Source organism: Bacteroidales bacterium (assembly GCA_035647615.1).
In the GTDB taxonomy this organism is placed as follows: Bacteria; Bacteroidota; Bacteroidia; order Bacteroidales; family 4484-276; genus SABY01.
Map to the genome: position 1 here is coordinate 57128 of DASRND010000027.1, position 6316 is coordinate 63443.

A 6316-nucleotide genomic window follows, 5' to 3' on the forward strand; every position below is an offset into this window, starting at 1 on the left:
TTTTGTAATTTATCACACCGAATCCAGCGCGAGCGAAAGCTGCAATTTGTAACTATTCTCTGTCGCTTCAATTGTCAGTTGATGCTTACCTTCGTACAATATTGCCAACCGTTCTTTCACATTTTTTATCCCGATGCCCTTAATATCAGAATTTCTTCCCTTCGTATTGCAGGTATTAAAAGTTGTGAAAATCAGATTTTGATTTATGATCTTTCCATCGATTTTGATAAAATACTCCTGCCCGGTAGTGCTTTTTACATGTTTAAAACAGTTTTCGCAAAAAGGCAGCAAGATCAGCGGGGCAATCAAAAAGTTACTCTGCCCAACGGGCCACGAAATTTCAAGGTTTAAATCCTTAAACTTATGCTTTTCCAGAGCAATATAGTCTTTTAAAAAATCTATTTCTTTTTCGATAACAATCAGCTCATCATCGCAGCGGTAAAGCATATAATCCAACATATTCGAAAGATGAATAATCAACTGTGGCGTTAGCTCCGACTTTTTAAGACTATGACCATAAATCAGGTTCAACGAATTAAATAGTGTGTGCGGGTGTAACTGGTTTTGCAGCATTTTCAGGCGGGCTTCTTTCAGTTGTAAATCGGTGGAGATTTGCTGCTCGATCATGCGGTGCCTTTCCTCCTGCTGATAGAATGATTCTTTAACAAAATGAATAGCTACACCCATAAGCACCACCAAATACATTCCCGCCGAAATAAAAAACAGATCAAAGTTGCCGCTTGGCATCCTACCCACATCAAATTCCCATATCGTAATAAAGGTAAAAATGGATAAGAGGGAGTTCATCCACAGCGAAACAATAATGGTGGCGGTGAGTAAATAAAAGAAAGCGTAGTATTTTTTATGAAAAAGAAAGCGGGGAACCAGCCAGTAATTGATGGCGTAGGTGGTGAGGACGACTATGGGCAGCTGCAAACACACGTAAAATAGGGTGTTGTAAGAATCCCGGTTAAAATGCCCGAAAAATAAGGAGAGGAAAACCACAACTACCATCCAGTAAAGGATATGAAGCAAGACTTTGTATTTGGGCTGTAGTAAAAACATTGGGCAAATCTAAAGAAATATGCTTTTAGCAAATTGCTTTTCCCCCGAAAGCATGGTTTTATCCCCCGAATGCAGTCTGCAGAAAACAGTCTGCGGTAAGTCGCAGACTGTGGAGTACCCAATTCTTTTCAGGGGATTTATCCCGTCATTCGGGGAAAAGATTTTTTTATAAAACAAACCTCTACTACTATTGCCGGTAATTCATTCAATGTTAATTTTAAAAATTCAAAAACTATGAGAGAATTCTTAATCACCGGTGGAATTGAAGGTATGGCCTTTATCCTTATTTTAGGCATTGTCGTGCTTATCGTTAGCATCATCGAAATCGCGCGAAGGGTTTCCAAACTCCCGCTTACCCAACTGGACCACAAGCTGCTTTTGTCCATTCCTTCGCTGGGTGGAATAGCGCTGCTTTTTGGCTTGTTTTATCAGATACTTGGATTATACCAGGCCTTCCAGCATATCCAAATGTACGGAGACATAGCGCCACAGATCATCATGGGCGGTGTTTTCGTCTCGTTCTACTCAACTCTGTTTGGGTTGGGCGTGGGACTGATTTCCTTTGTTATTTGGTATGTGGTGAAGATGGTGTGGCGGTAGTTTGGCTTGAAGTCACCGTCTGAATTCTGCTTAAGATTAGTGTAGCACCTAATTAAACGGTTGCACTGAAGCGTGGAGCTATTCACGGTATGGCTTTTTCCGATTTAGCAAAACCCTGATAGAGCTCGAAGCCCTGTCAGGGTTTTGTCAATTAATCTTACCCCTTTAAAATAATTATTGTCAACCTTTCTATCCCATCCCACTTCTATCTTTTCCTCTCAAAAACCTCCACTTCCAGATTATCAATGTAGGCCTTGGCATTGCGGGGATTCCAAACATAAACACTAAGTTCTTCATCCCGCGAACGGGCTTCCGGTGTCAGGTAATCCAAAGTCATGGTGTTCCATTCGTTGAGCTTGATGGGTTCAAGCATTCTATCGGTACTCATACTTCTCCATTTATGCGCCACACCGCCGTAACTAAAGGTTACGACGAGGAACAAATCGTGCCCTGAAAGTTCTTCGGTAGGATAAAACTTAACAGCAGCCCGTATCCAGGCATAGTAATCATCGGTTATTTCATCGAAGGTGGCCGTAATGGAAGGTGTGTAAACATAGGTACTGTCGAGCCTGATGGAATATTTTCCATCGAAAACAATGCTTGTATCAAAAAACTGCTCCTTGTACGCCACAGGTTCCTCATAACTTTCAAATCCTAATTGCTTCTTGTTGTAATTTTCCTCATCCGAAAAAATGTCGATGCCAGTTGCTGAGCGATCAATGAGCAAAAGCTTCCTGTCCTGATTGGTTACATGCTTTTTAAGAAAAGTAGCGAAGTAGTATTCCTTTGTCATTCTGGAACCATGAATGATCCCCAAAGCGATTTGCCTGGATTGAAAAATATTGACTGCAGCGAAAAGTATAAAGATGATCGCTGCAGCAATTTTTACAACTGTTCTTTTATTGAGTAGAAATTGAATGAAATATCCAAGGGGAATGGCCAGCAGCGCATACATCTGGATGAAGGCCCTATAGCCATAGCTGATAAGGCTTGTGAAACATGAAATAAGATAAAGGTTCAACAGGAACACCACAAAAACAGCCCAAAATATTTCCCTATTCTTTTTATACATGAAATAAAATCCCCAAATGGCACAAATCATCAGCGGAGAATAAATCAACCAGCCTTTGCGGAAACTAAACAGTACCCACCAAAATCGTGGATGCAAAAGGTCGAGGGCAGAACCCGGATCGTTGTAGGGAAAGAATAAAAAATTCCCTGTAGCAGTTTTCCAGTAAAGCATCTGCAAAACCAGAAAAATAAGCCCGGTACCTGCAAACAAAAGCATTTGTTTCCAATGCCTAAAAAATATAGCCGGTTTTTCTTTCAATGTTTTCCATCCTGAAACGCCCCACAATAAAATAAGAAACAGAATGGTAAATTCGCCAGGGCGACTGATGATTAAGAGGCCGGAAAAAAATCCCATAGCAATGGCAGAGCTTGTTTTCTTTTCTTTGTACCATTTGATTACAAACCAGATGAGGATAGCAGTAACTGCAAATAAATAAACATGGGGTGTGTCGTTACCGATGGTTGAGAAAAAATAAAGGTTGGTTCCAATAAATAGGAAGATCAATGTCAGCGAAGTGACAACATCGCTGAAGAATTCGAGCAATACCTTTCGTAAAAAGAAGATTCCGGTGATAAAAAAAAAGAGACTCCAGCCCAATAAACCCCAATAGTATGGATCGGAGAAACCATCGGCCGGATAATCCGTGTTCAAGGCAATGATGTGCCCGGCAGTAAATCCTGGAAGGTAAAGGATGGACATCCCCATAAAAAACCTGATCACCTTGTTGTCTTGGTTGCCACGGTCGAATTGGTAATAGGTGGGGGTACTTTTGTATTTTTGGTTGATGTTTTCAACCCAGCTAAAATCTTTTATCTTAATGTCATCGTAAATAAAAAGTGCCGGTAGATACATGTAATAACCAAAGTTATCATAGGCCAGATAATTAGTGTGTTGGTTTGAAATTCGTTGATAGCTAATAAACACACTTAGCAGAATTACAACAATCAAAGAAATGTATGCCGATTTTTTTAAACGATTCATAGACTGCCTTTTTAAAACCGAATATTTTCGTTGCAAAAATAGTTTTATTGTTCTACGCTTTGTATTTTTCTTGTCTTTCAGAATGGCAGGCTTATCCCTAGTCAGAAGCTCAGAAACAGTTAGAGCTCCATCGACCCTTCCACTTATCAGCCCGGTACTTATATTTTCAGGCTCACCGATAAAAACGGAAAGATGGTGGCCACGCACAAAGTGATAAAGGAGTAGGTGTGTTTAATTTTTTAAATTGATCACTCTTCCTTAAAAAACTGCAGGCACTTCCCACCCGGAAAGTGCCTGCGCTATTTTTAAAATATGGTAGCCGACAAATTTCTACTGAAACTCTATCAGCAGGAAATCTTTGGCTACAGCCTGGCCGGTTTTTACATAAACGGCTTTTATCACGCCGTCCATGGGAGCTTTGATGATATTCTGCATTTTCATGGCTTCGAGTATCATCAGCTCATCGTTCATTTTTACGCGTGACCGGCGTTTAATATACACCGCTTTGATGGTGCCCGGAATGAACGCTTTTATTTTTTTGATGTTGGGCGGCTCGTAAGGCTTACGGTTCAAATATTTGCGTGTGAGGGTTGTGCGGTATTTTACCTCATCAACCCACAAACTCCTATAGTCGAGTTCTTTTTCTTCGTTATCCATAGATTTAAAATGATTTGCGTTTGACGGTATTGATTAAAACGGTGGGATGCCATGTTTTTTTTGCGGTCGCTCCACCGACTTATTTTTGGATATCTGCAAAGCATGCAACAGAAAAGGACGTGTTTCTTCGGGTTCTATCACGGCATCGATATATCCATAAGCTGCTGCCACATAAGGATTGGCAAACTTTTCCTTGTATTCTTCTATCTTTTCCTGACGGAGCTTTTCGGGGTTTTTGGCCTGCATTATCTCCTTACGGAAAATAATGTTGGCGGCGCCTTCGGGACCCATTACCGCTATTTCGGCGGTAGGCCAGGCAAATACAAAGTCGGCGCGCAGATGGTGCGAGCACATGGCTATGTAGCCGCCGCCATAAGCTTTGCGCAATATCACTGTAAGCTTGGGAACAGTGGCTTCGCTGTAGGCGTAAAGGATTTTGGCGCCGTGGCGGATAACGCCTGCATGTTCCTGCTCCACGCCCGGCAAGTAGCCCGGCAAGTCGACAAACGTACACAGCGGAATATTGAAAGCATCGCAATAGCGGACAAAACGAGCGGCTTTGTCAGATGAATCCACATCGAGCACACCGGCAAGTACCAGCGGCTGGTTGGCTACAAACCCTATTGTTTCGCCATCTAACCTGCCAAAACCAATTACAATATTGGCGGCAAAGAGTTCGTGAATCTCAAAAAATTCAGAGTCGTCCACCACTGCCCGTATCACATCGCGTACATCGTAGGGCTGCTTGGCATCACTGGGAATGATGTCTTCAAGGTTGAACTTGCGGCTTTTGGGTTTTTTCTTGGGGAATGAATCAGCTTTTTTAAAGTTGTTCCAGGGGATAAAGCTAACCAATTGTTTTATCTGACTGAAGCACTCCACCTCGGTCTCGGCATAGAAATGCGCATTGCCGGTAATTTCGGCATGGGTGCGTGCGCCGCCAAGCTCTTCCATGGTTATCTCTTCGCCCAGCACCGTCTTTATCACTTCGGGACCGGTGATAAACATCTTGGAGATTTTATCCACCACAAACACAAAGTCGGTGAGTGCAGGCGAATACACTGCGCCACCGGCACAGGGGCCCAAAATCACCGAAATCTGCGGGATGACGCCCGAGGCCTGCGTGTTGCGATAAAAAATCTCGCCATAACCTGCCAGCGAGTTCACACCTTCCTGAATACGGGCGCCACCAGAATCGTTGATGCCAATAAGGGGCACCTTCAGATTCATGGCATGATCCATAATCTTGGTAATCTTCTTAGCGTGCATGTAGCCCAGCGAACCGCCGGCCACCGTAAAATCCTGCGCATAAATGCAAACAGGATGTCCTAATATTGTTCCTGTTCCGGTAATTACACCGTCGCCGGGCAGGTACTTCTGATCCATGTCGAAATCTCTACCGGCATGTTCCACAAATAGATCGTACTCATGAAATGATTTGGCATCAACCAGGGCGATAATTCGTTCGCGCGCGGTAAGCTTTCCGGTGGCCTTTTGCCGCTCGATGGCTTTGTCGCCACCACCTTTAAGCGCATCACGCATCCTGCGACGCAAATCTGTTGATTTAGATTTTTCTGGCATAATCGTAATTTTAGTAAATCAGCTTAGATCCGTTTAGTTTATCAAAAAAGTTGCAAATGAAGGCAAAGATACACTTTATCAATTTCATTGTTTTCATCATCGGTTAAGTTGTTGACAATGGTGACTAATAATTAGGGCGGCTGACGGGCTTTCCGCTATAGCTGGCTTGCGGCGGCTTTATTTTGGTCGGCGGTGCGGGGGCTTCCTGCGTCAGCCGCCACCCGCCGCCAAAATATGAGCCGCCACTTCGCCATCTGCCGCTCCAATCCCTGCCGCTGCCAACCAACAAGTTATTTTCAAAGCATCGAAACCGGCTTCGCAAGCTTTTAACTACACAATACTATATTTGCAGATTAATTT

General features: G+C 43.0%; 5 protein-coding genes. 1 reads left to right on the plus strand and 4 read right to left on the minus strand.

The annotated features are described in order from the left end of the window. Positions 1 to 12: 12 nt before the first annotated feature. Positions 13 to 1065, minus strand: a complete 1053-nt coding sequence (locus tag VFC92_08865; protein ID HZK08298.1) for a histidine kinase — start codon at positions 1063 to 1065, stop codon at positions 13 to 15. 234 nt (positions 1066 to 1299) lie between these two features. On the opposite strand from VFC92_08865, the gene VFC92_08870 reads away from it, so the two are divergent. Next, positions 1300 to 1665 (plus strand): MotA/TolQ/ExbB proton channel family protein, encoded by a 366-nt coding sequence (locus VFC92_08870; GenBank protein HZK08299.1) that lies wholly within the window; start codon positions 1300 to 1302, stop codon positions 1663 to 1665. Positions 1666 to 1870: 205 nt separating this feature from the next. Here VFC92_08870 and VFC92_08875 read toward each other — a convergent pair whose 3' ends face one another. The 3 genes from VFC92_08875 to VFC92_08885 form a co-directional block, all read right to left on the minus strand. Beyond that, positions 1871 to 3718 carry a hypothetical protein gene (locus VFC92_08875; GenBank protein HZK08300.1) on the minus strand — a complete coding sequence of 616 codons (1848 nt, stop codon included), beginning with the start codon at positions 3716 to 3718 and terminating at the stop codon, positions 1871 to 1873. A 330-nt stretch (positions 3719 to 4048) separates the two neighbouring features. After that, positions 4049 to 4375, minus strand: coding sequence for an acetyl-CoA carboxylase biotin carboxyl carrier protein subunit (locus VFC92_08880; protein ID HZK08301.1), 327 nt, complete (start codon positions 4373 to 4375; stop codon positions 4049 to 4051). A gap of 33 nt (positions 4376 to 4408) precedes the next feature. Further along, positions 4409 to 5956, minus strand: a complete 1548-nt coding sequence (locus VFC92_08885; GenBank protein ID HZK08302.1) for an acyl-CoA carboxylase subunit beta — start codon at positions 5954 to 5956, stop codon at positions 4409 to 4411. Positions 5957 to 6316 lie beyond the last annotated feature (360 nt).

What these genes read in the sequence shown, in the direction of transcription:
- VFC92_08865 (HZK08298.1), bottom strand. Translation starts at nt 1,065, where the DNA reads ATGTTTTTACTACAGCCCAAATACAAAGTCTTGCTTCATATCCTTTAC.
- VFC92_08870 (HZK08299.1), top strand. Translation starts at nt 1,300, where the DNA reads ATGAGAGAATTCTTAATCACCGGTGGAATTGAAGGTATGGCCTTTATC.
- VFC92_08875 (HZK08300.1), bottom strand. Translation starts at nt 3,718, where the DNA reads ATGAATCGTTTAAAAAAATCGGCATACATTTCTTTGATTGTTGTAATT.
- VFC92_08880 (HZK08301.1), bottom strand. Translation starts at nt 4,375, where the DNA reads ATGGATAACGAAGAAAAAGAACTCGACTATAGGAGTTTGTGGGTTGAT.
- VFC92_08885 (HZK08302.1), bottom strand. Translation starts at nt 5,956, where the DNA reads ATGCCAGAAAAATCTAAATCAACAGATTTGCGTCGCAGGATGCGTGAT.